The 494-nt window shown below is 60.1% G+C and carries 1 protein-coding gene; it reads right to left on the bottom strand.

The genetic code is table 11. The features are described 5' to 3' along the window. Positions 1-456 (bottom strand): glycosyltransferase (locus tag KDH83_RS31440; RefSeq protein WP_249205480.1); only part of this gene is annotated, 456 nt, incomplete at its 3' end. Between the last annotated feature and the right edge of the window lie 38 nt (positions 457-494).

Raw genomic sequence — 494 nt, 5'->3', positions numbered from 1 at the left:
CGTGCAGATCGCATTGGCCAGGGCCAGGACGGTAGGACGTTCAAGCAGAGCGATTTCGTCAGAGAGCAGCCACTCGGTACAAGGCGCGCGGTTGCTGACCACGGGAACGCCGCAAGCCATGAGCTCGAGCGGCAGCAACGACAGATTGGAGAAGGACAGGACCAGGCCGACATCGCATTGCGCGTACAGGGCTGGCAGATCTGCCAGATCGACGATGCCTGGATTGGTATGTTTGAACGGGATTTCATAGCCGCTCAGGTCCGCACCGGCAAGCACTGCGATGGCGTCAGGGTGGCGCTTGGCGACTTCGGCGAGCACCAACACGCCCAGTTCAAACGAGCGCCGGGCGGTATTTGGACGCGCGTAGAAGAAGATGTTCTTTGTTTCAGGGTTCTTTCTTGGGAGGACGCGATAGAGTTCCCGGTCATAGGAGAAGCCCACGGCGTGCGTGGTCATGCCGAAGTCTCTATGCAGCATGTCGGCCAGCCACGTGC

This window comes from Achromobacter sp. Marseille-Q0513, assembly GCF_018195695.1.
In the GTDB taxonomy this organism is placed as follows: Bacteria; Pseudomonadota; Gammaproteobacteria; order Burkholderiales; family Burkholderiaceae_B; genus Achromobacter.
Note: the sequence above shows the minus strand (reverse complement) of the source record. Positions and strands in the feature narration are given on the sequence as shown.